This window comes from Nitrosospira sp. TNL200 (assembly GCF_055386305.1).
In genome coordinates, this window is record NZ_AP041003.1 from 707843 (window position 1) to 734525 (window position 26683).

At 55.6% G+C, this 26683-nt stretch carries 27 protein-coding genes and 1 tRNA gene; 19 read left to right on the forward strand and 9 right to left on the reverse strand.

Going from position 1 to position 26683, the window contains the following annotated elements:
- Window positions 1–169 precede the first annotated feature (169 nt).
- Both ACZ5CE_RS03215 and uvrA read right to left on the reverse strand, forming a co-directional pair.
- Window positions 170–1465: a glycerate kinase type-2 family protein gene (locus tag ACZ5CE_RS03215; RefSeq protein ID WP_464576301.1), complete on the reverse strand. Its 1296-nt coding sequence runs from the start codon at window positions 1463–1465 to the stop codon at window positions 170–172.
- 8 nt (window positions 1466–1473) lie between these two features.
- Complete coding sequence (uvrA, locus tag ACZ5CE_RS03220) at window positions 1474–4311, reverse strand: excinuclease ABC subunit UvrA (protein WP_464576302.1); 2838 nt, start codon at window positions 4309–4311, stop codon at window positions 1474–1476.
- Window positions 4312–4631: 320 nt separating this feature from the next.
- Between uvrA and ACZ5CE_RS03225 the strand changes: the two genes are divergently transcribed.
- The 6 genes from ACZ5CE_RS03225 (at window position 4632) to rlmD (ending at window position 10193) form a co-directional block, all read left to right on the forward strand.
- Window positions 4632–5990 carry an MFS transporter gene (locus ACZ5CE_RS03225; RefSeq protein WP_464576303.1) on the forward strand — a complete coding sequence of 453 codons (1359 nt, stop codon included), beginning with the start codon at window positions 4632–4634 and terminating at the stop codon, window positions 5988–5990.
- Window positions 5991–6452 carry a single-stranded DNA-binding protein gene (locus ACZ5CE_RS03230; RefSeq protein WP_464576304.1) on the forward strand — a complete coding sequence of 154 codons (462 nt, stop codon included), beginning with the start codon at window positions 5991–5993 and terminating at the stop codon, window positions 6450–6452.
- 123 nt (window positions 6453–6575) lie between these two features.
- The gene (locus ACZ5CE_RS03235) at window positions 6576–6872 is read left to right on the forward strand and encodes a ComEA family DNA-binding protein (RefSeq protein WP_464576305.1); all 297 of its coding nucleotides are present in this window, start codon (window positions 6576–6578) and stop codon (window positions 6870–6872) included.
- A 147-nt stretch (window positions 6873–7019) separates the two neighbouring features.
- The gene (gene cysM, locus ACZ5CE_RS03240; protein WP_464577408.1) at window positions 7020–7907 is read left to right on the forward strand and encodes a cysteine synthase CysM; all 888 of its coding nucleotides are present in this window, start codon (window positions 7020–7022) and stop codon (window positions 7905–7907) included.
- Between the two features lie 133 nt (window positions 7908–8040).
- Window positions 8041–8814, forward strand: a complete 774-nt coding sequence (locus tag ACZ5CE_RS03245) for a 3'-5' exonuclease (protein WP_464576306.1) — start codon at window positions 8041–8043, stop codon at window positions 8812–8814.
- 65 nt (window positions 8815–8879) lie between these two features.
- Window positions 8880–10193, forward strand: coding sequence for a 23S rRNA (uracil(1939)-C(5))-methyltransferase RlmD (gene rlmD / locus ACZ5CE_RS03250; RefSeq protein WP_464577409.1), 1314 nt, complete (start codon window positions 8880–8882; stop codon window positions 10191–10193).
- 94 nt (window positions 10194–10287) lie between these two features.
- Here the strand turns inward: rlmD and ACZ5CE_RS03255 are convergent, their stop codons facing one another.
- Complete coding sequence (locus tag ACZ5CE_RS03255; RefSeq protein WP_464576307.1) at window positions 10288–10983, reverse strand: Bax inhibitor-1/YccA family protein; 696 nt, start codon at window positions 10981–10983, stop codon at window positions 10288–10290.
- 378 nt (window positions 10984–11361) lie between these two features.
- Here ACZ5CE_RS03255 and ACZ5CE_RS03260 point away from each other — a divergent pair.
- Window positions 11362–11451 (forward strand) — tRNA-Ser (locus tag ACZ5CE_RS03260).
- 263 nt (window positions 11452–11714) lie between these two features.
- Here the strand turns inward: ACZ5CE_RS03260 and ACZ5CE_RS03265 are convergent.
- The 3 genes from ACZ5CE_RS03265 to ACZ5CE_RS03275 form a co-directional block, all read right to left on the reverse strand.
- Window positions 11715–12482 carry a hypothetical protein gene (locus tag ACZ5CE_RS03265; RefSeq protein ID WP_464576308.1) on the reverse strand — a complete coding sequence of 256 codons (768 nt, stop codon included), beginning with the start codon at window positions 12480–12482 and terminating at the stop codon, window positions 11715–11717.
- The gene (locus tag ACZ5CE_RS03270; protein ID WP_464576309.1) at window positions 12416–12805 is read right to left on the reverse strand and encodes a phage integrase central domain-containing protein; all 390 of its coding nucleotides are present in this window, start codon (window positions 12803–12805) and stop codon (window positions 12416–12418) included. The genes ACZ5CE_RS03265 and ACZ5CE_RS03270 overlap by 67 nt, the downstream gene beginning before the upstream one ends.
- A 609-nt stretch (window positions 12806–13414) precedes the next feature.
- A complete protein-coding gene (locus ACZ5CE_RS03275; protein ID WP_464576310.1) occupies window positions 13415–14323 on the reverse strand; it encodes a cation diffusion facilitator family transporter in 909 nt (302 codons plus the stop codon).
- A 133-nt stretch (window positions 14324–14456) separates the two neighbouring features.
- Here ACZ5CE_RS03275 and atpD point away from each other — a divergent pair, with 133 nt between their 5' ends.
- The 12 genes from atpD to ACZ5CE_RS03335 all read left to right on the forward strand — a co-directional run bounded on the left by atpD (window position 14457) and on the right by ACZ5CE_RS03335 (window position 24650).
- Entirely contained in the window at window positions 14457–15920 is a 1464-nt protein-coding gene (atpD, locus tag ACZ5CE_RS03280; protein ID WP_464576311.1) for a F0F1 ATP synthase subunit beta, read from the forward strand.
- On the forward strand, window positions 15892–16329 hold the full coding sequence (locus tag ACZ5CE_RS03285; RefSeq protein ID WP_464576312.1) for a F0F1 ATP synthase subunit epsilon: 438 nt from the start codon (window positions 15892–15894) through the stop codon (window positions 16327–16329). The genes atpD and ACZ5CE_RS03285 overlap by 29 nt, the downstream gene beginning before the upstream one ends.
- Window positions 16322–16792, forward strand: a complete 471-nt coding sequence (locus tag ACZ5CE_RS03290; protein WP_464576313.1) for an AtpZ/AtpI family protein — start codon at window positions 16322–16324, stop codon at window positions 16790–16792. Before ACZ5CE_RS03285 ends, ACZ5CE_RS03290 begins: the two co-directional genes overlap by 8 nt.
- Before the next feature lie 76 nt (window positions 16793–16868).
- Entirely contained in the window at window positions 16869–17198 is a 330-nt protein-coding gene (locus tag ACZ5CE_RS03295; RefSeq protein ID WP_464576314.1) for an N-ATPase subunit AtpR, read from the forward strand.
- A complete protein-coding gene (locus ACZ5CE_RS03300) occupies window positions 17199–17903 on the forward strand; it encodes a F0F1 ATP synthase subunit A (RefSeq protein WP_464576315.1) in 705 nt (234 codons plus the stop codon).
- 76 nt (window positions 17904–17979) lie between these two features.
- Window positions 17980–18261, forward strand: a complete 282-nt coding sequence (locus ACZ5CE_RS03305; RefSeq protein ID WP_464576316.1) for a F0F1 ATP synthase subunit C — start codon at window positions 17980–17982, stop codon at window positions 18259–18261.
- A 3-nt stretch (window positions 18262–18264) separates the two neighbouring features.
- Window positions 18265–19164, forward strand: coding sequence for a F0F1 ATP synthase subunit delta (locus tag ACZ5CE_RS03310; protein WP_464576317.1), 900 nt, complete (start codon window positions 18265–18267; stop codon window positions 19162–19164).
- Window positions 19161–20777, forward strand: a complete 1617-nt coding sequence (locus ACZ5CE_RS03315) for an alternate F1F0 ATPase, F1 subunit alpha (RefSeq protein WP_464576318.1) — start codon at window positions 19161–19163, stop codon at window positions 20775–20777. Before ACZ5CE_RS03310 ends, ACZ5CE_RS03315 begins: the two co-directional genes overlap by 4 nt.
- Window positions 20774–21673: a F0F1 ATP synthase subunit gamma gene (locus ACZ5CE_RS03320; protein ID WP_464576319.1), complete on the forward strand. Its 900-nt coding sequence runs from the start codon at window positions 20774–20776 to the stop codon at window positions 21671–21673. Before ACZ5CE_RS03315 ends, ACZ5CE_RS03320 begins: the two co-directional genes overlap by 4 nt.
- Before the next feature lie 164 nt (window positions 21674–21837).
- Complete coding sequence (locus tag ACZ5CE_RS03325; RefSeq protein ID WP_464576320.1) at window positions 21838–22881, forward strand: bile acid:sodium symporter family protein; 1044 nt, start codon at window positions 21838–21840, stop codon at window positions 22879–22881.
- Window positions 22882–23109: 228 nt separating this feature from the next.
- Complete coding sequence (locus ACZ5CE_RS03330; protein ID WP_464576321.1) at window positions 23110–23571, forward strand: YkvA family protein; 462 nt, start codon at window positions 23110–23112, stop codon at window positions 23569–23571.
- Between the two features lie 146 nt (window positions 23572–23717).
- Window positions 23718–24650 carry a hypothetical protein gene (locus ACZ5CE_RS03335; RefSeq protein ID WP_464576322.1) on the forward strand — a complete coding sequence of 311 codons (933 nt, stop codon included), beginning with the start codon at window positions 23718–23720 and terminating at the stop codon, window positions 24648–24650.
- Between the two features lie 158 nt (window positions 24651–24808).
- Here the strand turns inward: ACZ5CE_RS03335 and ACZ5CE_RS03340 are convergent, their stop codons facing one another.
- The 3 genes from ACZ5CE_RS03340 to ACZ5CE_RS03350 all read right to left on the reverse strand — a co-directional run bounded on the left by ACZ5CE_RS03340 (window position 24809) and on the right by ACZ5CE_RS03350 (window position 26610).
- Window positions 24809–25504 (reverse strand): glycosyltransferase family 2 protein, encoded by a 696-nt coding sequence (locus tag ACZ5CE_RS03340; RefSeq protein ID WP_464576323.1) that lies wholly within the window; start codon window positions 25502–25504, stop codon window positions 24809–24811.
- Between the two features lie 65 nt (window positions 25505–25569).
- Window positions 25570–25944 carry a hypothetical protein gene (locus ACZ5CE_RS03345; RefSeq protein ID WP_464576324.1) on the reverse strand — a complete coding sequence of 125 codons (375 nt, stop codon included), beginning with the start codon at window positions 25942–25944 and terminating at the stop codon, window positions 25570–25572.
- 315 nt (window positions 25945–26259) lie between these two features.
- Window positions 26260–26610: a nuclear transport factor 2 family protein gene (locus ACZ5CE_RS03350; protein WP_464576325.1), complete on the reverse strand. Its 351-nt coding sequence runs from the start codon at window positions 26608–26610 to the stop codon at window positions 26260–26262.
- Window positions 26611–26683 lie beyond the last annotated feature (73 nt).

Here is a 26683-nt window from a genome sequence, read left to right on the forward strand (position 1 = left end):
TCCTTTTATTCAATAACAATTTTTGCAGCCGTCTTCCAGTTTGCAATGTTATGGAGAAAATATTGCGATTTCGTGACAGATCGCCCTCACGCTTTTTCGTGCAGCAACGCGGGTGTGAAACAAGTGTTAACAGGCCCTGGCATTTCATGTGATCTCCGCAAAAGCGGATTTATAAAACCAGGATGGCGCGGTAGTCATTGACATTCGTGAGGGTCGGGCCCGTCATGACGAGTTTGCCGATTTTCTCGAAGAATGTGTAGGAATCGTGCCTGTGCAGCAGGCTGGACGCGTCGAGCCCTTTTTGCCGCGCGACGGATAGCGAATCGGGTTCGACTATGGCCCCAGCATTATCTTCGGAGCCATCTATCCCATCGGTGTCGCAACCAATTGCATAGACTCCCCGCAGGTTTTCGAGTTCGATGGCGAGTGACAGCAGGAATTCGCAATTACGGCCTCCCCGCCCGGTTTCAGGCTTTCCGGTTGCGCTTGCATGAAGCGTAACCAAGGTTTCTCCCCCGGAGAGCAGTGCTACGGGAGGCTTCCACGGTTCTTGATGGCGGCGTATCGTGCGTACCAGCGCGGCGAAAAATTTGGCGGCATCTTTCGCCTCTCCGGCAAAGGAGTCTCCGAGTACTATGGGAGTAATCCCCTGGCTGCGGAAGAGGGCGGCCGCTGCTTTCAGCGCGTCCCGTCCGGTCGCGATGATGCGATTTTCCACGCGAGTAAACACGGCATTTCCCGGTTTGGGCGTCTCGTCGCGATCGCCCCTTGCGCCCGCCAGCAATATCTCCTGTACCGCTGCGGGAACCTCCAGCCGGTAGCGCTGGAGTATTTCGAGCGCATCGGCATAAGTGGTGGGGTCCGGAGCGCACGGGCCGGAGGCAATATGGGTCGGGTCGTCCCCGACCACGTCGGAGATAGCAAGCGCCAGCACCGGAGCGGTACATGAGGCTGCCAGCCTTCCGCCGAGAATACGCGAGAGGTGCTTGCGCACGGTATTGATTTCCTGGATCGCCGCGCCGCAAAGGAGCAACTCGCGGGTGGTATTCCTGAGATCCGCAATCGAGATGCCGGCAACCGGCAGCGATAGCAGGCTCGAACCGCCACCGCTCAACAAGCAGAGCAGCAGGTCTTCGGGACCGAGTTTCCCGACCTCGGCCAGGATTGCCTCGGCCGCCTGTCCCCCTTGTTCATCCGGCAAAGGGTGTCCCGCCTCCACAACGGATATCCTTTCAAGCGGCAATCCGTGCCCGTAGCGTGTGATGACCATGCCGCCAAGCCCTGCGCTCCGGTTCCAATGATTTTCCACCGCCAGCGCCATGGCAGCCGCGGCCTTGCCTGCCCCTACCACCAGGGTTCGGCCTTCAGGGGGGGTGAGCGGAAGATGCCGAGGCACCAGGCATACTGGATCCGCTGCCGCCACAGCCGCATGAAAGCTGGCAAGCAGGAGTTCTTGCGGATTCATGGCAGGGCTTACCGTCCCGGGGCGTATGCCGGGTCGAGCACCGCTTTGAGAAAATGGCCCGTGAAACTGCTTTCGTTTGCGGCGACTTCTTCGGGAGGGCCTTCGGCGATGATCCGTCCGCCACCGCCGCCACCTTCAGGGCCCAGATCGATGATCCAGTCCGAGGTCTTGATCACATCCAGGTTGTGCTCGATGACGACTACCGTGTTGCCATGGTCGCGCAGGCGGTGCAGCACATTCAGCAGCAGCGCGATATCCTGAAAATGCAATCCGGTAGTCGGTTCGTCGAGGATATACAGGGTTCGCCCCGTGTCCCGCTTGGAAAGTTCGAGCGAGAGCTTTACCCGCTGGGCTTCACCCCCGGAAAGGGTCGTTGCCGACTGCCCTAGGGTGATATATCCCAGCCCGACGTCCAGCAACGTTTGCAGTTTCCTTGCGACCACCGGTACCGGGCTGAAAAATTCATGCGCCTGTTCCACCGTCATCTGCAATATGTCGTTGATGTTTTTTCCCTTGTACTGGATTTCCAGGGTTTCGCGGTTGTAGCGCTTGCCATGGCAGACATCGCATGACACGTATATATCAGGAAGGAAGTGCATCTCGACCTTGATCATTCCATCGCCCTGGCAGGCTTCGCAGCGTCCTCCCTTGACATTGAAGGAGAAGCGGCCAGGGCCATAGCCGCGTTCGCGCGCCTGGGGCACGCCGGCGAACAGCTCCCGGATCGGCGTGAACAGGCCCGTGTAGGTGGCGGGATTGGACCGCGGCGTGCGCCCGATCGGACTTTGATCCATGTTGATAACTTTATCGAAAAATGCCAGCCCTTCGATTTCCCGATAGGGCGCCGGCTCCGCGGCGCTCCCGTACAGATGGCGGGCGGTCGCCTGGTAGAGCGTTTCGTTGATCAGCGTGGATTTTCCGGAGCCCGATACGCCGGTGACGCAAATGAACAGGCCCACAGGCAGGTTGAGATCGACTTCCTGCAGATTGTTGCCGGAGGCGCCTTCGATTCTGAGCCAGCGATCGGGTTTTGGCCGAGTTCGTTTTTCCGGGAGTGCGATGGACAGTTTTCCGGAAAGATATTTTCCAGTGAGCGAATCGCCATTTTCCTGTATGTCTGCCGGAGAGCCTTGCGCAATGACGGAGCCGCCATGCTCTCCCGCGCCGGGCCCCATGTCCACCACGTAATCAGCGGTCAGTATGGCGTCCTGGTCGTGTTCCACCACGATGACGCTGTTGCCCAGATCGCGCAAATTCTTGAGAGTTTCGAGCAGGCGTCCGTTGTCGCGCTGGTGCAGCCCGATGGAAGGCTCGTCCAGCACGTACATCACGCCAGTCAGCCCCGAGCCTATCTGGCTGGCAAGACGAATGCGCTGCGACTCTCCTCCCGAGAGCGTATCCGCGGAGCGATCCAGAGACAGATAATCGAGCCCGACATTATTAAGAAACGAGATGCGGCTGGAAATTTCCTTCATGATTTTTTCGGCAATGGCATATTTATGGCCGGTCAATTTCACTTGGCCGAAAAACTGGCTTGCCTCCTTCAGCGGCAGCGCGTTGATTTCATAGATGGCTTTTGCTCCGACCCGGACATGACGGGCTTCCCGCCGCAACCGCGTACCGTTGCAGTCGGGGCAGGTTTGCGAATTGAGGTATTTCGCCAACTCTTCCCGCACGGTGACTGACTCCGTTTCCTTGTAACGCCGCTCCAGGTTGGGAATGATGCCCTCGAACGTGTGATTCCGATGAGTACGGCTGCCGTTTTCGTTGAGATAGGAAAAAAGTATCTTCTCCTTGCCTGATCCATTGAGAAGAATATCCTGGATATTCCCGGGCAACTGCTCAAACGGGACTTCCAGATCGAACTCATAATGCTCGGCCAGGCTTGCCAGTAGCTGATGGTAGAACTGGTTGCGGCGATCCCAACCCTTTATCGCGCCCGAAGCAAGCGACAGATGAGGAAAAGCGACGATGCGCCTGGGATCGAAGAACGTGATCTTTCCCAGCCCGTCGCATTTGGGACACGCGCCCATCGGATTATTGAAGGAGAACAGCCGCGGTTCGAGTTCAGGCAGGGAGTAGCTGCATATGGGACAGCTGAACTTGGCGGAAAACAGATGCTCATGCTCCGAATCCATTTCGACCGCCAGCGCGCGCCCATCCGCATGGCGCAGCGCGGTTTCGAATGACTCCGCCAGGCGCTGCTTTGCATCGCGAGACACCTTGAGTCTGTCCACCACCACTTCGATTGTATGTTTTACATTTTTCTTCAGTTTCGGCAGCGCATCGATTTCATAAGCCGTGCCATCTATCCGCACCCTCACAAAACCCTGCGCCCGCAATTCATCGATCAGCTCCAGTTGCTCGCCTTTGCGGCCTACCACCAGAGGCGAGAGAATCATCAGGCGAGTGTCCTGCGGAAGCCGCAGCACATGGTCGACCATTTGCGACACACTTTGCGCGACCAATGTAATGCCATGGTCCGGGCACTGCGGATCGCCGACGCGGGCGAACAGGAGCCGCAGGTAATCATGTATTTCAGTCACCGTGCCAACCGTGGAACGGGGATTGTGGGAAGTCGCCTTCTGCTCGATGGCAATGGCGGGAGACAAGCCTTCGATCAGATCGACATCCGGTTTTTCCATCAATTGCAGGAACTGCCGGGCATATGCGGAAAGCGATTCCACATAACGCCGCTGGCCTTCGGCATAAAGGGTATCGAACGCCAGCGATGACTTGCCCGACCCCGATAACCCGGTAATCACGATGAGTTTGTTGCGGGGCAGGTCGATGTTAATGTTCTTGAGGTTGTGCGTGCGCGCACCGCGAATTTTTATGAGTTCCATTGACCAGGGCCTGTTAACTTATTTGGTGCCCGCGTTGCTGCGTACGCAACCCGGAGGGATGGGACGGAATTTCACCCGCCCAGCGTTGCTTGCTGCTTGCAGAGCCTGCTCTACTGCGCGCCTCGTTCCGGCTGAAATCCGCAATCATCGTGGGTCGTGGGCGCAAAACAAGTATTAACAGGTCTTGATATTTACAGGCTGCCGGAAGCGTTCCAAGTGCAAGCCCGGGCTACCGGAGTATTGGCCAAACCTGTTAATATACTCAACTTTCCGGCATTTTCCCAATCTGATTCATGTCCGTGTCCGCAGCCCCCGAAAAAATGTCGGCCATTGAAAAGCGCGCTACCGTCGGCCTGGCTGGCATCTATGGGCTGCGCATGTTTGGCATGTTCATCATTCTGCCGGTCTTTGCGTTTTACGCGGAGCATTTACCCGGCGGCGGCAATTACACCCTGATCGGGATTGCGCTGGGCGCGTATGGGCTTACCCAGGCGGTGCTGCAGATACCATTCGGCTGGCTTTCGGACCGCATTGGACGCAAGCCCGTCATTTACATCGGCCTGGTCCTGTTTGCGCTGGGAAGCTTCATTGCCGCATCTGCGTCGGATATCTACCTGATAATACTTGGCCGCATCGTTCAAGGCGCGGGGGCAATCTCGGCGGCGGTCATGGCGCTGGCTGCGGACCTTACCCGCGAGGAGCATCGCACCAAGGCCATGGCTGCGATCGGCATGACCATCGGCGTCACGTTTGCGCTTTCATTGATTGCCGCGCCGGCGCTGGATCGCTTGCTTGGCGTGCCAGGAATCTTCATGATGACGGGCATACTGGCGCTGCTTGCCATGGTGGTGGTTTCCCGCGTCATTCCCAACCCTGTCATCAGCCGTTTTCATTCCGATACCGAAGCATCGGCTGGCCGTTTCCAGAGCGTATTGCATAATCCGCAACTGCTGCGCCTGGATTTTGGCGTATTCGCGCTCCACGCCGTGCTCATGGCGCTGTGGCTGGTCGTGCCGCTGTCATTGCGCAACGCCGGGCTTGCGGCCGATTCGCACTGGAAGGTCTATTTCCCCGTGCTGCTCCTTTCCCTGGCATTGATCGTCCCCGCGATCATCTATGCCGAAAAGAAAGCCAAGCTCAAACCCGTCTTTGTGATCTCTATTGCCGTGCTGCTGGCGAGCCAGATATTTCTCGCCATCACGTCCGATTCCCTTTGGGGCACAGCGGGCGCGCTGCTGGTATTCTTTGCTGCTTTCAACCTGCTGGAAGCCACATTGCCGTCGCTCATCTCCAAGATTGCCCCGGTCGGCGCCAAGGGAACGGCTATCGGGGTATATAGCAGCGTTCAGTTCCTGGGCACTTTCATCGGCGCGACTGCGGGCGGGTATTTGTTCGAGCATCATGGCGGCTTTGCGCTGTTCACATTTTGCGGCACGCTGTTGGCGCTATGGCTGATGTTCGCCTTTACCATGAAAGCCCCCGCGGCGGTGCGCACCCGGATGTATCATGTCAAGGAGATGGATATCGGAAAAGCCAGCGGGCTGTCCAGCCAGCTTGCGGCGCTGCCCGGCGTGCACGAGGCGCTGGTGCTGGCGAGCGAAGGGGTTGCCTATCTGAAGGTGGACATGACGGGTTTCGATGAAAAAGGGGTTGTTCAATTACTCGGGGGAGAAGCGTAAATGGCGTCAGTCAACAAGGTCATACTCATCGGCAATCTCGGCAAGGATCCCGAAACCCGTTATATGCAGAATGGTGACGCGGTGACCAATATTACCCTCGCTACCACGGAAACCTGGAAAGACAAGAATGGCGAGAAACAGGAAAAAACCGAGTGGCACCGCGTCACATTTTATCGCAAGCTCGCCGAAATCGCTGGGGAATACCTGAAAAAGGGCCGGCCGGTATATGTCGAGGGGCGTCTGGAAACGCGCAAATGGACTGATAAATCTGGCGCCGAGCGTTACACCACGGAGATCATTGCCAGCGACATGAAAATGCTGGGCAGCAAGCCCGGCAGCGCCAGTTTCGACTCGGGAGAGCGGGAGGAGGGCAGCTACGCGTCCGGCAGCACATCCGGCAGCAAAGCGCCTGCCAGGACCAATACGGGCTTCGATGACATGGATGATGATATTCCATTTTAAAGGCTGGCTATCCGGGGTTGAAGCGGGCAACGTTTCCGTTATCGTGTTTCTTCCATTAGCTGCTGGTACATATAACGTACAGTGCCTGAGATTTTCCAGGCTGTATTCTTATCTCACGAGATTATGAAAAAACTGATTTTGCTCCTGGTCATGCTGTTTGCAGTCATGGGCGGGGCATATGCCGCTGTCAACATCAACACTGCCACCCAGGACGAGTTGGAAACGCTTGAGGGAATCGGTCCAGCCAAAGCCAAGGCCATTATCGATCATCGCAGGAAAAAAGGGCCATTCAAGACGCCGGGCGACCTGGAGAAAGTCAAAGGCATCGGCCCTGCCATGATGAAACGCCTGCGCCCGCAGATAACGGTCGGCGAACTCCCCAAGGCTGCGAGGAAGGAGAATAACCTTCCGGCTAGATGATGCGCTCCGCGGTGCGTGAGTGCTGAAATGGCCGCTAATCCTGGGTGCAGGTAAGCAACGGCGCCACCTCGCGCCTGCCTTGTGCCGGGTGTTTCAATGCCGGCCGACTGTGCGATAATCGGGCATCAGCAAATTCCCAGGGTGCCCATGTTCAAGACCATAGAAGATTTTGTCGGCAACACGCCGCTGGTAAAACTCAAGCATCTGCCGGGAAACACCAGCAATACCATTCTTGCAAAGCTCGAGGGCGACAACCCCGCGGGCTCGGTAAAAGACCGGCCTGCGCTATCCATGATCAAGCGCGCGCAGGAGCGCGGCGATATCAAGCCGGGAGATACGCTAATAGAAGCCACCAGCGGCAATACCGGCATCGCCCTGGCGATGGCCGCGGCGATCATGGGGTATCCTCTCGTCCTGGTGATGCCGGAGCATCTCAGCATCGAGCGGCGCCAGGCGATGAAAGCCTACGGCGCCGAGATCATTCTGACTTCAAAAGAGGGCAGCATGGAAGAGGCGCGGGACGTGGCCGAGCGCATGCGCGACGAGGGGCGCGGAATCATTCTCGACCAGTTTGCCAACCCGGATAATCCGCGAGCCCATTACGAAGGCACCGGGCCGGAAATCTGGCGGGATACCGGGGGAAGCATTACACACTTTGTCAGCAGCATGGGAACCACTGGCACGATCATGGGTTGTTCGCGGTATTTCAAGGAGAAAAACCCCGAAATTCAGATCATCGGCGTGCAGCCGGAGGAGGGCGCTCAGATTCCCGGCATCCGGAAGTGGCCGGAAGCTTATCTTCCCAGGATTTACGATGCGAAGCAGGTGGATTGCCTGATACGGGTTTCCCAGCTGGAGGCGGAGGACATGACGCGGCGCCTAGCGCGGGAGGAAGGAATTTTCGCGGGAATTTCATCTGGGGGCGCCCTGGCAGCGGCGCTCAAGATTTCAGCAGAAGTGCATAATGCGGTGATTGTTTCGGTCGTTTGCGACCGGGGAGACCGTTACCTGTCCACCGGTGTTTTTCCTTCCTGACCGGAGGCCCGGGCGGAGCTTGCGGGACCTGCGGGGACGGTTATTTATCACGTTATGACGTGTACGGTGCGGCAGTTCATAGGCAACATAGGCAGGGTGCGGCCCAAACCATTCATTTTCTCATCCCGGTAAAGTGACGCCTGTCCTGGTTTTTGATATCGAAACCGTTCCCGATGTGGAGGGGTTGCGCAAGCTTCATGACCTGAATCCGCAACTTGCCGCGGCCGATATCGCTGAAATGGCGTTCCAGGCGCGCCGCCAGGCTGTCGGCCACGATTTCCTGCCGCTGCATGTGCAGAAAATCGTGGCGATCTCGTGCGCGTTGCGCGATAAGACTGACTTTCGCGTATGGTCGCTGGGAACGGCGGCCGATCCGGAAGCCGATCTCATCCGTCGGTTCTTCGAAGGCATCGACCGCTATAGTCCGCAACTCGTGTCGTGGAATGGCGGCGGCTTTGATCTGCCGGTTTTGCACTACCGCAGCCTGATTCATGGTTTGCAGGCGCGGCGCTACTGGGACATGGGGGACGACGACCGTGATTTCAAATGGAACAACTACCTGAGCCGCTACCATACCCGCCATCTCGACCTGATGGATTTGCTGGCACTGTATCAGTCTCGCGCCAACGTGCCGTTGGACGAGCTGGCGAAGCTGATGGGACTGCCGGGAAAATGCGGTATGGATGGCTCCGCCGTGTGGCGCGCTTTCCTGGATGGTGAAGTCACAGCGATTCGCAACTATTGCGAAACGGATGTCGTAAACACTTATCTTGTTTTTCTGCGCTTCCAGCTGATGCGCGGTATTTTTGACAGCGAGCAATACCAGCGCGAGTGCGAGCTGGTGCGTTCCACCCTGGGCAGGTCCACTGAACCGCATTGGCAGCAGTTTCTGGGGCGATGGCTATAGCAGGCAAACTCAGCCGGAAATTATCGAAAACCGCGGACACATGCCTTCCTCCGCGTGAGAGGGCCATCCCGGTCACAGTGGAATCACTCGATCAGGAAGGCCGCGGCGTGGCCCACGCCGATGGAAAAGTAATTTTCATCGAAGGGGCGCTTCCTGGTGAAATAGTCACTTACAACGCCTACCGCAAAAAAGCCAGTTTCGAGCTGGCGCAGGTGGGTCAAGTACTTAAGCCCAGCTTTGCGCGGGTTTCCCCCCAGTGTTCGTACTTCGGCTTATGCGGCGGCTGCAGCATGCAGCACCTGGATGTTCGTGCACAGGTGGCGTCAAAACAGCGTGTCCTGGAAGACAATCTCAGGCATATCGGACGCGTCGAGCCGGAACTGATATTGCCCGCCGTCCATGGCGAAGCCTGGGGCTACCGCTACCGGGCGCGGTTGTCCGTCCGCTATGTCAGGAAAAAGGACGCGGTGCTGGTAGGATTCCATGAGAAGCAAAGCAGTTTCGTTGCTGACATGCAGAGTTGCGAAGTCATCCCGCCCCGTGTGTCTGATCTCATCATGCCGTTGCGCGAGCTCGTGGCCAGCTTATCCATACGCGAACGCCTGCCGCAAATCGAAGTATCGCTTGGCGAGAACGTGGACGTATTGGTATTGCGCATCCTGGAGCCGCTGCTTCCAGAAGACGAAGCGCTCCTCAGAAATTTTGCCGACCGGCATCGCATTCAGTTCTTTCTCCAGCCTGACGGGCCGCAGAGCGCCTTTCCTTTCTATCCCGAGAATGCGCCTGAATTAAGCTATATCCTGCCGGAATTCGATATTGTCATGCCGTTTCATCCCACGGAATTCACGCAGGTCAACCCGGCCATGAATCGCATGCTGGTCAGGCGGGTGCTGAGCCTGCTCGACCCGCAACCGGGCGAGCGTATCGCAGACCTGTTTTGCGGCCTGGGCAATTTCACCTTGCCGATAGCGCGACGCGGCGCCCAGGTGGTTGGTTATGAAGGCAGCACGGCCCTGCTGCAGCGCGCGCGGGGAAATGCGGACTGCAACGGGCTTGCATCCAATGCACAGTTTGCCGAAGCCAATCTCTTCGAAGTGAAAGAAGGCTGGATGCGGGAGCAGGGCCATTTCGACAAATTGCTGATAGACCCGCCCCGGGAGGGGGCAATCGCGGCGGCGACCTCCATTGATGAAGAAAGAGATACCAGTCCGAGGCGCATCGTGTATGTGTCCTGTAATCCGGCCACGCTGGCGCGGGATGCGGGAGTGCTGGTCCACAGGAAGGAATACATCCTGAAGGCGGCGGGAGTGATCAACATGTTTCCGCACACCGCGCATGTGGAATCCATTGCGCTGTTTGAGCAAGCCAGGGCGGGATAAGAAAGGCTGGAGGAAAAGCGGAAATAAAAAGGGCGGCTGTTGCCGGCCGCCCCGATGTATCGATTTGCTATTTGCTGCTATCTATGAGAGTCGGTTAGTCCTTTTCACCGGAAAAGGCCAGCAGCAGATGCAGCAGGCTGGTGAACAGGTTGTAGAGGCTCAGGTAGATACCCATCGTGGCCATTACATAGTTCGTTTCCCCGCCGTTGACGATCCGGCTTACATCGAAGAGGATAAAGCCGGAAAACAGCAGTACCGCAACCGCCGAGATGGCGAGCGAAGCTGCCGGCACGGCAAAGAACAGGTTGGCGATGGATGCGATTATCAGCAGCACCAGTCCTACGAAGAGGAAGTTCTGCATGAAACCGAAGTCCTTTTTAGTTACCGTCGCAATGGTTGCCAGAGTGAAGAAGATAGCGGCAGTTCCAGCGGCAGCGACTCCCACCAGTTGCGCGCCATTTCTGAGGTGCAGCGCATATTGCAGCATCGGCCCAAGCCACCAGCCCGCGACGAACGTGAACAGGAACAGAAGTCCAATCCCTATTACGCTGTTACGCGTGGCGCTCACCCCGAATAGCAGGCCCATCATGACAGCCAGCATTACCAGCGGTCCCATGATCGGCGCCTGGGCCAGGAACGCAAAATTGGTGCTCATCCCGATCATCGCTCCGATCATAGTGGGAATCATGGTCAAGCCGAGCAGCATGTAAGTATTGCGCAAGACCTTATTGCGAACGACAGCAAGGCCGGTTTGCGCCGTCGAATTTGAATACCGTAGTTCAGGTTGCATGAGGTCTCCTTGGTTGATTTGCTTTACAGAGTATAAGACTACGCAGGTTTGGGAAAAGTTGCAATAACAACAACACTGGAAAAAGGGTCTTGCTGGAAAAATGACCGTTGAAAAGGTATTATTCTAAATCCGCTAATTGGACAGAGTGGAGTGTGCGGTTTTTGGGGTGCAGGGCAAGGTGCCTCGACGCGGAATGGCTATTCCATTCCAAGGAGTTGGAACGCAGCCATGTGGCGCAAAAATCGCACAATCCGCCCTGTAGCGAAACTCACCACGCAGGTGGACGTCGAGTATCGAAAAAATCCTTGTGGATCATGGTTCTAAACTGGAAATAAGCGGTCGACTGCCGGATTTAGGATTGTCTGGCCCAGCGGAAATGGAAGCGTGGCCGAGCGGTTTAAGGCAGCAGTCTTGAAAACTGCCGTAGGGGTGACTCTACCGTGAGTTCGAATCTCACCGCTTCCGCCACTTTATCATTATAAGCTATTGGTTATATGTAGTTTTTAAATAAAGGTCCATTTGTGAGTCCACTCGCAGCTTGGATCGTTGGACATTTTCCCCATTGGCTCGCCATCTTGGGTTTTGAGGGTCACCCGACGCGATCCAGTCGTTCTTGTCATATCAGCATTGCTGGTGGCATCCTCCGCCATGGCAGTGCAGTTAACCTGTTACCGTCGGTATCCGAAATTTACGACTAACCTCACTCTAGGTTACAACCGCATGGAGGCTTGTTATAGAGGGTTACCCCTTTTCTTTTTAGGATCGTGATCATCCGGTTTGATCATCGTGAAAATCGCCTCGGCAACCTTTCGAGATTCCTTCAGCCCGACCTTGGCAGTCTCCGCCATTATCCATTCCACAACTTCTTCGCTCTTGGCATCAAAATTCCGTCGCGGACTAAAAAATTGCGCGATAGCGCGATTCTGGATACTGAGCCATGCAGTGGAATAAGAAGAATCAGGCTTCGGTTGAGTAATTGGTGGTCCATTCTCCGATGATTGGAGGAGAGCACTCCCGCCCGTTGATTCCAGGAGAATGAGCAACGGACTATTATCGATATCAGCAAAGGATTCAGCATGAGGTAGCCATCCTTTCGTTTTTGCATATTCCGCCCATTTCCTGGGACTTGCTTGACCACCCATATCCGAACGTTTCAATATTTCGAAGATATGTTCTTCACACTCTCGATTCCGGGAAAATATTTTGAAAATTATATAGCGACAGGGATTTGTACTTTCATCCTTCTCTGTTTCTGACCAACAAAATTTGTGAAAAAACTTTGCAGAATCATCTCCTGCAGGCACGAGCCCAGAAAGTAAGCTTGCGGCCTCACGCGTAGTCCATTTATCGTAACCGGCCCAGACACGGGCCCGTGCCAAATATATATCTTTTCCTTCGGATATCCTTTTTAGATAATCCTCGTTTGAGAGTTTTAGAATGCTTGAATCGGGTGAGTACGCCTTTGCAAAAAATCGCCCTTTGATAGTATTTTCAAACACGGCATACCCTTCCATTTTTTAAAGAATTGATATCCAAGGTTCAGCTTATCTTTTTCTACTTGAGCGAGATGCTGGGATTCTAACTCGCAGCTGCGATAGCCGCGCTCCCGTGTCCAGTCCAGTACGTTTTCGATCCGTCCTCGCAACAGCTTTATTGTCTCTGTTTTTGTCAGCCAAATCGGTTCCAGCACCTGCATCGCATGGGATTGATCGATATCACGCACATAGATCTTGCCAATCACGGGAAAGACATAACTGCTGAGCGTATTGCACCATTGGGAAGCATGCTTGTTATTCGACCAATTCCGATTCCATAGCAGCAATGAATTAATGTGAGATTACATGACGCGGGATGACATGAAAAGGGATGGATTAATTTATGGGAAAGATAGACAGAATAGGCTTTCAGCCACTATTTGACATGCTGTGATATGGTATGAAAGTTAGGGAAGCGCTGAATAAATCTTTGCTGGCGCGGCGGTGGCTTTGCGGGATGGGATGCGCGAAAGGCGACGACGCGAATGGTGCGGCCGTGCAGGGCGGAGCAGTGTCTCCCAGAGGAAGATGCGACCCCGTAGCGGGTTGTTGGCACCCTAACAGTACCTTGGCGCGGTCTGGCATCCCCGCCGCTGCCTGATCCCCGCTTCGCGGGGGGGCCTCGGGCCACGCTCTGGGGAGCCATGGCGTTGCGCTCCCTGGCGTCGTAGTCCAAGCTACGACCTGCGTCGCGCGCCTTATGATCATCCCGATTTTACCAGCAACGCGCTCAGCGAGGATTTGTTCAGCGCCTCCTTGGATGTAAGCGGACACCGCTTACACCAGTTATTCCAGACTTCCGCTTGCGGGACTTTGGACCCGAATCCGCTCGGCGGCTAAAGAGAGTCCGTTTTGTTTGTTAGTTCAGATGGAACGGATTGCCTTTCTTCGTGGGTTCAGAAAACTTCTTCCTGACATCTGTTGATCTTGCCGTCACGCGCTTCATTCCGGGGTTCCATATGTGTTGTGACGTGCAAATAAGGTACTGCAGCCTGCAAGTCAGATTCGATACGCGACAGATAGTCATGCCCCTTCTGCACTGTCCAATCGCCTGGCACCAGTACATTCACTGTCGCAAACGCATGTTTTCCAGCCTGGCGCGTGCGCAGCGCATGAAAATCCACCCCCTCCTTATGGTACGAATCCAACACCCCTTCGATAACATGTAGGGTTTCAGATGGCAGGGCGGCATCCATCAGGCCGTCGACCGAGCGGCGCATCAACTGCCAGCCTATTCGCAAAATGTTAACGGCAACCAGGATGGCAATAGCCGGGTCAAGCCACAGCCAGCCCGTCAGCAAAACCGATCCAACACCCAGGATGACCCCTGCCGATGTCCATACATCCGACAGTAAATGATGGGCATCCGCTTCGAGGCTTATCGAGTGGTGGGTGCGTCCCACTCGTAACAAGATCCGGGCGGTGGCGAGGTTGAGCATGGATGCGATGACCGACACGATCAGGCCGGCTCCGACATCTTCCAGCATTCGCGGATTGAACAGGCGAATCACGGCAGCGTAACAGATGCCGATCGCAGCCAGCACAACCAGGAAACCTTCGAAGCCGCTGGAAAAATACTCTGCCTTGCCATGGCCATAAGGGTGATTTTCATCGGGTGGTATTGCAGATAGCGTGAGCATGGCCAGAGCCATCAGGGCGCCGGCGAGATTGACCAGAGACTCGAGGGCATCGGAAAGAAGGCCGACCGAGCCGGTCAGCCACCAGGCGACGCTCTTGAGAAGAATCGTCGCGAGGGCGGTGGAAACTGACAACCAGGCGTAACGTCGAAGGGAGTCGGGCAACATCGGCTCAATATAAAAGTTTTGCGGGATACGCTACTATGATAGTAGGACATGCAGAAGCTCTGATAGTAGGACATGCAGAAGCTCTGCATGATCCCATCCATCCGAAGGAGCCAATTTGGACGATGGGGAGAACATGAATGCTATAGCCGCTGACCCTGAAACGGGATCAGTCACTGCGGTGCGCGGCGGAATCGTGGATATCCGGTTTACAAGCCGGCTTCCATCTATACAGTCGCTGTTGCTCACTGGAAAAAATGGCGAGGTTTTGATCGAGGTCCTTTCCCAGCTCGATGCGCATAACTTGCGTGGCATTGCGCTTACGCCAACCCAGGGCCTTGCACGCGGAATGCCGGTAACGGATACGCAAAGGCCACTGCGCGCACCCGTGGGGAAGGCGACACTTTCGCGCATGTTCGATGTGTTCGGCACTGCCATCGACCGCAAGGCACCGCCGCAGGAGGTGCAATGGCGCACGGTGCACCATTCTTCTCCGCCGCTGGCGCGGCGTTCCACCCGATCCGAGATATTCGAAACCGGCATCAAGATCATCGATGTGCTGATGCCGCTGGAACGCGGCGGCAAGGCGGGGCTACTGGGTGGAGCGGGCGTGGGAAAGACAATACTGCTCACGGAGATGATCCACAACGTCGCGCGGCAGCATGAAGGCGTCAGCATTTTCTGCGGCATAGGCGAGCGCTGCCGCGAAGGAGAAGAGCTCTATCGCGACATGGCGGCCGCAGGCGTGCTGGAGAACATGGTGATGGTGTTCGGCCAGATGAACGAACCGCCGGGGGCGCGATTCCGCGTCGCGCACGCGGCCCTGACCATGGCCGAGTATTTTCGCGACGTCGAGCATCGCGACGTGCTGTTGCTGGTGGACAATATCTATCGCTTCATCCAGGCAGGCATGGAGGTTTCCGGATTGATGGGCCAGATGCCTTCGCGGCTGGGCTACCAGCCGACCATGAGCACGGAGCTGGCGCAGCTCGAAGAACGGATCGCCAATACCGATACCGGGGCCATTACATCGATACAGGCCGTGTACGTGCCGGCGGACGATTTTTCCGACCCGGCGGCGGTACACGCCTTTTCGCATTTTTCCGCATCCATTGTGCTTTCACGCAAGCGCGCCAGCGAAGGCCTTTACCCGGCGATCGATCCATTGCAATCCGGATCGAAAATGGCGACGCCAGGCGTGATCGGGCAGAGACACTACCGGATAACCCAGGAAATTCGCCACACCCTGGCGCAATACGACGAGCTCAAAGACATCATCGCCATGCTCGGACTGGAACAATTGTCACCAGAAGACCGTGCCATCGTCGCGCGTGCGCGGCGGCTCGAGCGCTTCTTCACCCAGCCGTTCTTTACCACTGAGCAATTTACCGGAATCACGGGAAGATTCGTCAGTCTCGAGGAGGCGCTGGACGGATGCGAACGCATCCTGCGCAACGAATTCAGCGACGTTCCCGAACGTGCGCTATACATGATTGGCCCAGTGAGCGAGGCGAAGCAGGCCGGTAGCGCTAATAATGCCCAGCCAGGGTCCAGAATAAATACGAGCCGCGATGGGAGTTCCGCCGGACAACCTGCATGAGCGGCATGAGCCAGCCAGCATGGATTTGACGATACTGCTGCCCTTTCGTGTTTTCATGGAAAAAACACGCGTGAATCGCATCGTGGTCGAGACCTCCGCCGGATCGCAGGGGTTGCTGCCTCGCCGGCTGGATTGCGTGGCTGCCCTGGTTCGGGGCATCCTGGTCTTCGAGACCAGTGCGGACGATGAGATATATGTGGCGGTGGATGAGGGCATCCTGGTAAAGGCAGGCTCCCAGGTGACGGTATCGGCGCGCAACGCGGTGGCGGGTGCCAACCTGGAGGTGCTGCATGAGACGGTGTCCCGGGAATTCCAGGAACTGGGCGAGCAGGCGCGCAGCGTTCGCCAGGTCATGGCGAGATTGGAAAGCGGTTTCATCCGGCGTTTCATGGAAATTCAACATGAGTGATGAGCCGGCCGAACGGAGAGCAAAGCTGGACGCGCAGAGGCGGCGAGGGCGCCAGCATGAAAGGACAGAAGGGGAAGAGAGGGAAGCGGAATTCAGCCGCCGGATAGGAATGAAAGCCGCGCGCAAGCTGCGAGCGAGACGGGCACAGGACCGGGAGGCGCAAACTGCCTGGTCCGGGCTCGGCATGATGGGACTGGTAGGCTGGGGGGTGAGCGTTCCCACGCTTCTTGGCGCGGCATTGGGAATCTGGCTGGATCAGCAATTCCCGGGGAAGCATTCATGGACGCTCACGCTGCTTTTTGCCGGTTTGCTCATCGGATGCTTGAATGCCTGGTGCTGGGTAGCCCGCGAGGAGCGCATCACTCGCAGGAGGGATGGGCAGGAAGCTGGGGAGCAGCAGGAAGGGATAAGCAAGCCTGAAAGCGGGAGCACTCGAAGAAGCAAGGGGGAAAACAAGAAATGACAGATACAGAGAAAACAGGATAACGGGCACCATCGGAAAATAGGGATATCAAGGAAGATAACGAGGAAGAATGACGATGAGCGATATCTTGAGTCCGTTGCTTGCGCTGGCCGCGGTGGCGGGGGTGCTGTTGGGAGCAGTTTTTTTTGGCGGCCTGTGGTGGACGGTGCGCCGAGGTCTGGTATCTCCTTATCACGGTCTGTGGTTCATAGGCAGCATGCTGCTGCGCACGGGTATTGTTGCCACAGGGTTTTATTCCCTGCTGGCATTGCCAGCCGACAGCTGGAAAATCCTGCTTGCCGCCTTGCTCGGATTCCTCCTGGCAAGGGGAGCGGCGACACGGTTTCTTCCGGCGCCTTTTTCCTGCCCCCTGGGCAGCGGGCTTGACGGGAAGGGGGAACCCTAGATGCATCTCAGCCCGGATCACATCATTTTCTGGGAGCATGGTTTCGTCAAGCTCAACGCCACCATCGCCTACACCTGGGCGCTGATGCTGCTGCTGACAGGCGGCGCGAAAGCCATCACCTCGCGCTTGTCATCCAGGCTGGCGCGTTCACGCTGGCAGAGCCTGCTGGAGACCATTGTCATTACGATACAAAAACAGATCAACGACGTGGGCCTGCGCCAGCCCCGAATATATCTTCCCTTTCTCGGCACGTTGTTCATCCTTGTCGCCGTGGCAAACTTTTTTGTCGTCATTCCCGGCTACGAGCCGCCCACGGGGTCGCTTTCCACGACTGTCGCACTGGCGATCTGCGTGTTTGTCGCGGTGCCATTTTATGGCATCAGGAAACAGGGCTGGCGCCGTTATCTGCAGTCCTATCTCAAGCCTATGCCGCTATTGCTGCCGTTCAATATCCTGGCGGAGTTTACGCGTACCCTGGCGCTGGCCGTGCGGCTGTTCGGCAACATGATGAGCGGTACAATGATTCTCGCGATCCTGCTGGTCATCACGCCGTTCATTTTCCCGGTTGCCATGAGTGCGCTGGCGCTGCTGACGGGCATGGTGCAGGCTTATATTTTCGCTATCCTGGCCACGGTTTATATCGCGGCGGCAACTTCCGACGATGAGGACAGCAGAGAGCCGCACGCGGCGCGACGAGAACCATGAAGGCTGTGGGACTGGGCGCGCCAGGGAGGATTTGGCAGGCGAACCGATAAACGTGAAATCATCCTGAGGAGCAAGCATGGACAGCATCACATTGATTGCGACCGTATCCATCCTGGCGGCTGGCCTGACCATTGCCATTGGCGTAATCGGACCGGCGCTGGGGGAGGGAAAAGCGGTGGCGACGGCACTTACTTCGCTGGCGCAGCAGCCAGATGCATCTGCTACGATCGCGCGGACGCTGTTTGTCGGGCTGGCGATAATCGAGTCGCTCGCCATATACTGTTTCGTGGTCTCCATGATCCTGATTTTCGCCAACCCCTTCTGGAATCATGTCGTTGCCCATGCCGCCGGGAAATGATTCGTGCTGATCGACTGGTTCACGGTTGCCGCGCAGATCATCAACTTCCTTATCCTGGCGTGGCTGCTGAAGCGCTTCCTTTACCGGCCCATCCTCGATGCGCTGGATGCGCGCGAAAAGCGCATTGCTTCAGATCTGGCCGCCGCTGCGGAGAAGGAACACGTGGCGGAGGCCGAGCGCAACAGGTTTCAGCAGAAGAATGAAGAATTCGACCGCCGGCTCAGCGAACTCCTGGCCGCCGCCGCAGATGAGGCGCGCGCGGAGCGCAAGCGCTTGCTAGCCGCCGCATACACGGATGCGGAGGAGCTGCGCTGCAGAAGGCAAAAAGCGCAGCGCCGTGAATATCAAGCCCTGCGCCATGCCATCGAGCAGCGTACATGCGCGGAAGTGTTTGCTATCGCGCGCAAGGCGCTGGCCGATCTTGCCGATACGACCCTGGAAGCCCATATGGCGGAAGTGTTCATCCGCCGCATGCGCAGCCTGGATCCGGAGGAAAAGGCGAGTCTGGCCGCAGCAGTGGGAATTTTCACGGCGAGGGGAGAGTTACGGCACAAGACAGCGATGGCAGGTGCATTGAGTCCTTCCCGGGCAGATGGGACCGGGAGCGGGGAAATCACGATCCGCAGCGCATTTGAATTGCCGGCAGCGCAGCAGGAAGCCATTGCTGCGGCGATCATGGAAATCGTGCATGGAGAAATATCGCTGCATTTTAAACCCGAGCCAAATCTCATCAGCGGTATCGAACTCGTTGCTAGCGGGTATAAGGTGGCATGGAGCATCGCCGGGTACGTTGCCTCGCTCGAAGAAGAAGTGGGCAAGCTTCTTGATGCCGCAGGCGCGGTCGAGTCCAGGGCCGCATCGTCTCCGGCGGACGCGGAACGCCAGCAAGGAGCGATGAATTGATCCAAGAGCCGGCAAGCGCAAATCCGGATAGCGTGCAAGATGCCTTCGACGCCGCTTTCCTGCGGATCGCCCGAACACGCGAAGCTGCGGTGCCCCGGCTCATGCTGCGCGAGACCGGCGTGGTTACGAGCATCGGCGCGGGAATCGCAAAGGTGTCCGGCCTGCCCGGCACAGGTTTCGAGGAAGTGCTCCGGTTTTCCGGCGGCTCCTATGGCATCGCGTTCAATATCGAAGAAGATGAAATCGGCGTCATCCTGCTGGATGATTATTCGCATCTGCATGCCGGGGATGAGGTGGAGCGCAGAGGGCACGTGATGGATGTGCCGGTGAGCGACGGATTGGTCGGCAGAGTCATCAGTCCACTCGGACGTCCGCTGGATGACCAGGCGCCAGCGATATCTTCGCGGCGTATGCCAATCGAGCGCGCGGCGCCGTCCATCATGGATCGCGCGCCCGTCACCGTGCCGTTGCAGACTGGCATCAAGGTCATCGATGCGCTCATCCCTGTCGGGCGGGGCCAGCGCGAGCTGATCCTGGGAGACCGCCAGACAGGCAAGACCGCCATTGCACTCGATACCATACTCAATCAGAAAAATGCGAATATCTTGTGCATCTACTGCGCCATCGGTCAGCACGCATCGAGCGTTGCCAAGGTGGTCGCAACGCTGCGGGAAAATGACGCACTGCGCTACACCATCGTGGTGGTGACCGAGGGAAACGACCCGCCCGGCATGATATACATCGCGCCCTATGCAGCGACCAGCATAGGGGAATACTTTATGGAGCAAGGCCGCGACGTGTTGATCGTTTACGATGATCTGGCGCATCACGCGCGCGCCTATCGCGAACTGTCACTGCTGATGCGGCGTCCCCCGGGGCGCGAAGCCTATCCCGGAGATATTTTTTACATCCATTCGCGGCTGCTGGAGCGCGCCACGCATCTGCGTCCAGAACTCGGCGGCGGCTCCCTGACCGCCCTGCCGATCGTCGAAACGGAGGCAGAGGATATTGCTGCCTACATCCCGACGAACCTGATTTCCATTACGGACGGCCAGATTTACCTGTCGCCGACGCTGTTCGAGCTAGGCGTGCTGCCTGCGGTCGATGTCGGCAAATCGGTTTCGCGTGTTGGGGGCAAGGCGCAACGCGCTGTTTATCGCGCCGTTATCGGCGATCTGAAGCTGGATTATGCCCAGTTCGGGGAACTCGAAGCATTTGCTCGCTTTGGAGCCCGCGTGGACGAGCATACACGTGGGATTATCGAACATGGAAGGCGCATTCGCGCTTGCCTTCAGCAGCCCGAGTCCGCCCCGGTTTCCGTGCCGGGGCAGATCATTTTGCTGCTGGCGCTGACAGCGAAATTATTCGATGAGGTGCCGCTGGATCGCATGAGGGAAGCGGAACAGGCGGTGAGGGACGTGATAGCAAATATTCCCCCGGAATTGCTGGCGCGCATGGAAACCGCCGAAATCCTTGGCGACGAAGAGCGGCAAGTGTTGATGAGCCACGCGCGCAGGGCGCTGAGCGGGCTGGATTTGAAGCAGTGGCCAGAGGAAGCGCGGATACCGGCGCCGGTGTCCGCACACAGGCCGGGTCAGGGGAGGAAATCATGAGCGATACCACCGCCAGTTTGCGCCGCAAGATCGACAATGCAAAAGACCTGAGGTCGGTGGTGAGCACCATGAAGGCGCTGGCTGCGGCCAGCATAGGGCAATATGAAAAGTCTGTACACGCACTGGAGGATTATCATCGCACTGTGCAGCTTGGGCTGAGCGTATGCTTCCGCGCCAACGGCTTGCACGGCTTTCCCATGGAGAAAAAAAATATGGGGGTGGACTGCAGTGTGACTGGCGCGGTCGTATTCGGTTCTGACCAGGGACTGGTGGGTCAATTCAATGACTCGATAGCGGAGCATGCAGCCAGAACTCTCGCCGCCCTTCCGGGCAGGAAAAAAATCTGGGTGGTGGGCGAGCGCGTGCATGATCGCTTGGCGGACCTTGGCCTTGCCATCGAGGGGAGCTTTACCGTTCCACTATCGATCCAGATGGTCACGCCATTGACATGGGAGATCATGCTGGCCGTCCTGGGGCCGGGCTTGCGCGAGAATGAGATGGCGGAACTTTATTTGTTCTATAACAGGCCCCGCTCTGGATCAACCCATGCGCCTTTCCATCACCGGCTGTTGCCGCTGGACGAAGCCTGGAGAAGGGAGTTGTCGAGACTTCCCTGGCCTGCAAGAAACCTGCCGGAGGTGGTGGGCGGCAATATCGCCACGCTGCCCGCGCTCATACGGGAATACCTCTTCGTATCCCTGTTCCGCGCCTGTGCCGAATCACTCGCCAGCGAGAGTGCCAGTCGGCTTGCAGCCATGGAGCGCGCCGAAAAAAATATCGATGAGCTAAGCGGCAGCCTTCAGCAGACTTTTAACCGGCTGCGCCAGAGCCGAATCGATGCCGAACTCTTTGATGTCATCGCCGGGGTAGAAGCGGTGAGGGAAAAAGCAAAATAGAGGCGGCCATCAGCACTTGAAAGTGCACATGGGTTCCAGCCCAGCGTCGGATTACGCTGCGCTGATCCGACCTACTGACTGCCTAGTACGAATGGTTGGTTAAGCCCGACTGCCGCTGCAGCCCATCTACCGACTATCTATCCACGAAGGATGGATAAAAAACATTGTCTTTACTCTCAATATCTCATTTTCTTCACCGCCACCTGCTCTGGTTCCTGATCGCCGCGTACGTTATCGCCGTGATCTTGCCCGCTCCAGGCTTATGGATCAGGGGCGTGTCTTTTGGCGAAGTGGGCATTTTCCAGCAGAGAACCTCCATATCGCTGCTGATGATCATGCTCGCCATGCTCATGTTCAACGCGGGCCTGGGTTTGCAGGTTTCCCACTTGAAGAAAATCCTGCATATGAAACATGTATTGGCAGCAGGACTGGGTGCGAACCTGGCAATTCCCATTGCCTATGTGTTTGGCGTAACGATTGCAATGCGCCTCTGGTATGAGCCGCTGGAAGTCCAGCACATCCTCGTTGGTTTGGCGTTGATCGCTGCCATGCCTATTGCCGGGTCGTCTACAGCATGGACACAAAACGCCAACGGGAATTTAGCTCTTAGTCTGGCCCTGGTATTTTTTTCAACGGTTCTGAGTCCTATCGTCACTCCTGTCGTATTTCAGATCTTTGGCGAGATGGCTTCGGAGGAGTACGAGAAGGTTTTACAGGGTCTGGCAGCGTACGGATCAGCAGGCTTCCTGGGTCTTTGGGTGGTATTGCCAGCGCTGCTGGGCATTGCGGCGCGCATGCTGGTCAGCGAAATTGCGCAAGCCAGAGTAATGCCGTATCTCAAGCTCATCAATACCATTGTTTTATTGCTGCTCAATTACTCGAATGCTTCAGTATCGCTGCCTCAAGCGATGGCTGAGGGCGATTATGACTTCCTCGCAATTACATTGGCAATTACTGCGGGCCTGTGCCTATTGCTATTTGCAGCGGGGTATGGGCTGAGCCGCTTGTTCAAGTTGAAACAGCCCGAGCGCGTCTCACTCATGTTCGGATTGGGAATGAACAATAACGGGACCGGGCTGGTACTCGCATCTTTAACCTTATCCTCCTACCCAAACATAATGGTGCCCATCATTTTCTACAACCTGCTGCAGCACATCGTAGCGGGAGCCGTGTACCAGATAATGACCAGGACAAACCTCGACGATTGATATAGAGAATCGCAATACTGCGAACCCTTCGCGCCAGGAAAGGGATGAGCCACCATGCACGATGACATTGTTATGCATGAAGTCATGGCGGGCCACATCGGCGATATACCCTGACCCGGGTAACCCTTTGCTGAGGAAGGTGGCCGTCTTTTCTTCAATTATCAGAAATACGCATGCATATAGCCGGGGTACGAAATATTACATATTTGTAATGTAGCTGACAGGATCGTGTCAGAACTCCCTGAATATAATTTCCTCCAGTTTTCTCATCATTTTTTTACAGCTTTTTCTAGTCAGATATTGTCTTATTATCAACGGCATATACAAATGCATATGGCGTTTGATAAGGGAAAATTGAGTATGCTTGAAATGTTAAGATCGATCGGTGATCGCCTTCAGATAGAGATCCGGATTTTCCGGCTTGTGCTCAAGGACGAGCGAACGCCGCAGCTGTCTAAATGCCTGCTGGGGCTTGCTCTGGCATATGCGCTTTCTCCCCTTGATTTAATTCCTGATTTCATTCCGATTCTGGGCCAGTTGGACGATTTGATCATTGCTCCGGCATTACTCATTCTTGCGCTGAAGCTTATTCCACAGGAAATCGTAGATGACTGCCGCGCGAGGGTCATTGCGGATGAAACGATTGCTACACAAACCATCGACCGGGATCTTTCAGGAAACCAGAATTGAAGACACACGACTCGAATTCAGCCACTTCAACAAAATCCGGATCGATTTTTCGGAACTTCAATTTTTATTTTCCCTGTCATGGTATTGAAAAATACATCGGCGACATTGATCAGCATTCGCAATAAAAACAGCCCGAGGAAACACGCATGAGCCAGGCAAAATATCTTTCCATTTTTTCTCCCGCTTCAAGGCAGCAGAGACAGGAAAATTTTGAAAACTATTGGCAGTTTACCCAGCAACACGGTGGGGAATTGTTTGAAGAGGAAAAGGATTTATTCAAGAAACGCAGCCGCCTCAGGTATTTTCAGGAAAATCCGGTGCAAATGAAACGTCAATTGGTTAATCCGGAAGCTTTTTATCGCAACTATGTCGAGATGCAGGATGATCCCGAATCGCTGGATCGGATGACGCTGATGTTGACGGGCATATATAAGTTCGCCAGACATGAATGGGCAGGGATAAAAGGCGCCTGGGATTCGGTTCCGAGCATGGCAAATTCATATACCGTGGAAGATAAGATCAGCCGCGTACATCTGGCCGAGGAATTCTGCCACGTGCGCTTATTTGATGAAATGTTCCGTACCTGCGGACTGGATAAAGTGCAGTGGGTTCCCCTGGGGCCGATCAAGGAAATAATCTATGAACAGTTTCCCAGGTTTCCCGAATTCTTGATGTCTCCCCCAGCTTTTGTAACTGAATTAATGGGGGTGACTTTCTACTGTCATTTGGCTCGCTTAATCGACGAACTCCTGGCGGAAGAACCGGAGGTGCGCCAACGTCTAAGGGAGTTACTGGATGAAATCACCATTGACGAAGTTGCTCACGTGGGGCAGAGAAGGAATTTCATGGGGCCTGCCGGCATTATGATTTCCCGAGCATTGGTCAAGCCGTTCTACATGCTCTTCTTTGACGATATCCCGGAAATAAAATATCTGTTTGACGTTAATCAGATGATTAAAGACGGCATTGCCTTCGACTTTAACGAACTACCCAATCATTTGATCGAGCATAGCTGGGTTCCATCCTATTCCATCCTATTGCAAAGCCTGAAGTATCCACTGAGCCACGATTCCTGTTAGCTGAACGGCCTGCCCAGCTACAAAAAGATTAAAAGATGCCATTTGAGAGCACGCGGGAGAATCGATCAGGAAAGATTGCGAAACCCTTGAGGGCGGGGTTCATCGCCTGGGTGGCAATAGCGTCGAGCAAATCTGGCGCTTGACAGGATCTAGCGGCTTCACAGTGCATGAGCCTCTTTGTCTCCAAACCAGGACAGCATTTTTTCGGGGGATACGTTCATTCCTCGCGCGGTTTTAAAGGCGGTCCCGCTTTTTCCGCCGAAATGGTGTAGCCACTGTCCATACGATTCGTATCCTTGAACGTTCCAGCCATCCTGCAGCAATCCGGCCTGCTGTTTCGTTACCGCGTACCACCATTGATGCGCTTCATCGAGCGGGGCTTTTTCATACAGATCACGGTCTATCAGGAGACAGAAGCCATCGACCCGTAACGGGAGCTGACCTGAGTCGTTGCCACATCCCCTCCGGGGATTTCCTACCAGGCCATAGGAGGTCATGCCTCGCTTATGTACCGCGAGAAGATGCGAGAGCCAGTTGGGGTTTTTGACCTCGATGTCACTATTGAGCAGCAGGAAATGGCTGCTATCAGTCGAGGCGAGCTTTGCCGCAATATTGTTGCCCTCGGCGAAAAGCGAGTTATAGTCCAGCAGTTTGAGCTTATCAATCAATCCTTCTTCATGAAGGTTCGCGACTAATGAAACAGTTTCGTTTTCAGATGCGTTGTCCAGCACAATCAGTTCGTAACTGATCCCCTCCGTGCGCTTCCGGACTGAACGAATGCTCAGTTCAACATACTCCGGTGCGTTGTGCGTAAGCATGAGGATGCTGATTTTTTTCGCTGTCTTTTCAATCATCACGGAAATGCCGCCAATTCGCTTGCGCCTCCTTTATGGAGTTGCGAAGCTACTGCATCCAGCATCTAGAAGACGATATCCTTGCCCACGGCCTCATATACCTTGCGGCTGAATTCAGTAGCTTCCTTGACTGCGATTTCTTCAGCCTGATCGTGTATCGCCCCGGTCTTTGTGACGGTTGCACCTATTTTGTATGCATTGCGCCATAATGCGCCACAGATGGGATCATGGAGGATATTTCTTTTCTGGGCCATGTGGGTTGCCAGACCGGACAGAAATTTGTCGTCCGTACCGGAATAATATCCTCCGACGGTGCATATCTTGTAGTCCTTTTCGGCTTTGGCAACGGGCTTGGTATCCTTCTTAGTATCCTTTTCAGCCCCAAAACCGGGACTGGAACTGGAGAATGCAGCGAAAAATATCAGTGAAAGCCACTTCATTCTCATGACGTCTCCTGTGGTCCAGAAAAATATCGAATGAATGCAGTAAAACTCGTGTTAACAGGCTCTAGCAGCCTGTCGGACTAAAGGAAATCGGCTGCAAAAGCATCTGGCTGGTCTATATTTCGCCGCTTTTTCGACCAATAGAACGACTATTGGTCTTCAAAATCGTCAAAATCTACCCTCGTCCAGTCACATTTTCGCTTCGATTCTTCAAGCCCGGCAGGCTGCTAGTGTAGTGAATCGTAAATTCATTGCATAAAAAATCGCCGTCATTCCGGACGCCGCGCCAGCGGAGATTTGTTCAGCGCTTCCTTAGTACAATGCGTAGAACCTGTCGTGGATTATTTTCCCGTCTTTCCAATGCTGAACGGCGACCTGGTCGAAACTCTTGTGCCCGAGATCCTTGTGCTTGTACTCATAATGCCACTCAGTCATGGTGACATTATCCCCCACGGCAGTGGAGAGGATTTCCGATTTCAGCCACGCCTCGACTCCCGCAAAGATCTCGGATTCCCGCTCCTTGGCCTGCTGGAGGCCCGTTGCCACTACATCGTTTTTTTCCATGACCACGCACTTCGGGTCATAGTATTTGTCCATGGATTCCAGGATTTCACCCTTCAGGATCATATTATTCAGGTCATCCAGCATTTCTTTCAAAGTCATTGTCGCCTCCATTTGGAATAAATATGTTTTCTATTGGCTTTCGACAGGATGGTTGACTGCTGACATATCTCCA